Raw genomic sequence first — 2,256 nt, forward strand, 5'->3', positions numbered from 1 at the left:
ATTATTTTTAGCTGTTTCTGGATGTGGTTCATTTATAATATTATAACCAACCACCGCGGGGTGATCTTTTAGTTCCAGAGCGAGGTCCTTCCAAAATTGACTTGCTTGTTCTTGATACTTCTCTTCTTCCCATATTCTGTCGTCATTCTTATTATTATTAAATTGGCGCCATCGATCACCAGGTAAGGATAACATTGTAAGAACGACTTTCATTCCTTGTGATTGTGCGGCATCTAAATCCGCCTTTAATTTTTCTAGATCTTCCTTTACTAATCCCCGATAGTTATCTGCATTACCTATCAGAAAATCCTTTCCAGAAGTATCTGGTTTATCCTCAAATAGAAAATCTTTATCTTTTGCCCATTTATCAGGTGCTAAACGTACATATTCAATATTAGCTTCTTTTGCACTTTTATAGTTTTCAGGTAATGACGTACTATTCATGAAATTAGTACCCTTTCTTTTCGAATCCCAAAAACTAATTTTTGAATCGCCCTTGTGGTATGTATCAGCTCTTACATTCATTTCCTGTACTCCAAAACTCATCATGCCTAATAACGCAACAATTGGCAAAACTTTTTTCACAACTTTTCCTTCTTTCTCTTTATATTTAACACACATAACATACCTTTGTTTTGTTACAGGAATATGGCAATTTTCCAAAAATACCTTTTAAATTTATACATTGGTAGTTCATTCATAAAAAAAGAAAGAGATAATTAGAACGTTGCTTCATTTTAAAAGAAACAAAAAAGGAATCCTTTACGGATTCCTTTTTGCAATGCACTCTTTTTCAAATGGTACATTTTGCACCTACTTTTAGTATAACTTATAATTCCTATAAAATAAATAAGATTAACTGAAATTTACTTCAAATTGTGATAAAAAACATAATTAAGAAGCGCAGATAACTAAATATCATCCCTTTATTAAATAAAAAAGATTAAATAATTCCCCCTCCAAACTAGGACCCCTTTACACTTTTTACAAATATTGTTATAATTAGATAAACTAAAGCATTATCCCATTAACAAAGGGACTCCATAATTGGAGTCCCTTTGTTAATTAGCTATTAAAAATGATAGCATGTGATTATTGTATAATTTCTTCCTTTTTTAGATCTGCATATTCTTCTACGAAATCCCATAAACCTTGCTTTTCGAAGTAAGAAATACTTTTTTCACTTCTTCTAAGAGTTTAATTGCTTCATCTTCATTAAGAGAACGTAAAATATTGAAATGATATACATACTCTTCATTTCCTAATTCCATACAAACTGCTAATCCTTTCTCAATAAGTTCTTTTACAATATTTGTTTTTCTTAGCTTATAGTGTTCACGCGCTTGTAAGAACACTGCTTTAAAATGGGCAATATTCTTCTCTGTGACTTCTGATAAATGACGAATTGCTAATTTAGATAAATTTTGAGTTGCATATAATAGTCCTAGATTATGCCTTACTATTAAAATCAATTTTTCTTCATTTTGTTTTTGCAAAAGGTCAATGGAACGATTGAAATGTTCTTCCGCTTTTTCAAATTGCTTTAAGAATATACGAGCTGTCCCTAATGCGGTTTCACAAGAAGCAACTTTCACCTCATATCCCATTAGCCCTAAATACAAGGAATATAGATACTTATTTTACTTTCAAAGGCTGAAACCTTGCTGCATAACTACTGAAAATAAAGTGAAAAGACGTTCAAATCCATATGGATAGATCGTCTTTTCACTTTATTTCATACATATACTGATTTTTCACTTATTCATTTTGTATTGTACTTAAAAAACCAATAAATTCATCTTCATTTACAGGTTTACTGTAGTAATAGCCCTGAATTAGATAACATGCATTACGTTGTAACACTGTTAATTGTTCCTTCGTTTCTACCCCTTCTGCTATCACTTTCATGTTTAAAGTATGAGCAAGTGAAATAATGGTTTGTATAATTTCATCTCCATCAGTAGAAGTTCCAATCCTATTAACAAATTCTCTTGGAATTTTCAAAGTATCAATTGGATAAAGAGGCAGATACGCTAATGAAGAATAACCTGTACCAAAATCGTCAATTGATAAATGTACACCATATGATTTTAATGCTTTTAACTTCGATAAGGTTTCCTTTTCATCTACCATTGCTATTCGCTCTGTTAATTCCAAATCAATCGAATTAGCAGGTACTCCTATCTCTTCTATGGTAGATATAATGGTTTGAACAAAATCTTTCTGTTCAAACTCTATAGCTGATAAATTTATCCC

At 31.1% G+C, this 2,256-nt stretch carries 3 protein-coding genes; all 3 read right to left on the reverse strand.

Translation table 11 applies throughout. The annotated features are described in order from the left end of the window. A partial coding sequence (locus HFD78_RS28900) for a cellulase family glycosylhydrolase (RefSeq protein WP_191968145.1) occupies nt 1-621 on the reverse strand: 621 nt, incomplete at its 3' end. Nucleotides 622-1,133: 512 nt separating this feature from the next. Further along, nucleotides 1,134-1,607, reverse strand: a complete 474-nt coding sequence (locus HFD78_RS28905) for a tetratricopeptide repeat protein (protein ID WP_141551816.1) — start codon at nt 1,605-1,607, stop codon at nt 1,134-1,136. A gap of 151 nt (nt 1,608-1,758) precedes the next feature. Then, nucleotides 1,759-2,256: EAL domain-containing protein (locus HFD78_RS28910; protein WP_135238879.1), on the reverse strand; the 498-nt coding region annotated here is incomplete at its 5' end.

The sequence above is a fragment of the Bacillus sp. EKM501B genome (genome assembly GCF_011800505.1).
GTDB lineage: Bacteria > Bacillota > Bacilli > Bacillales > Bacillaceae_G > Bacillus_A > Bacillus_A cereus.

Excerpts from the sequence above, each read along its gene's own strand:
- HFD78_RS28905 (WP_141551816.1), bottom strand. The coding sequence starts at position 1,607 with ATGGGATATGAGGTGAAAGTTGCTTCTTGTGAAACCGCATTAGGGACA.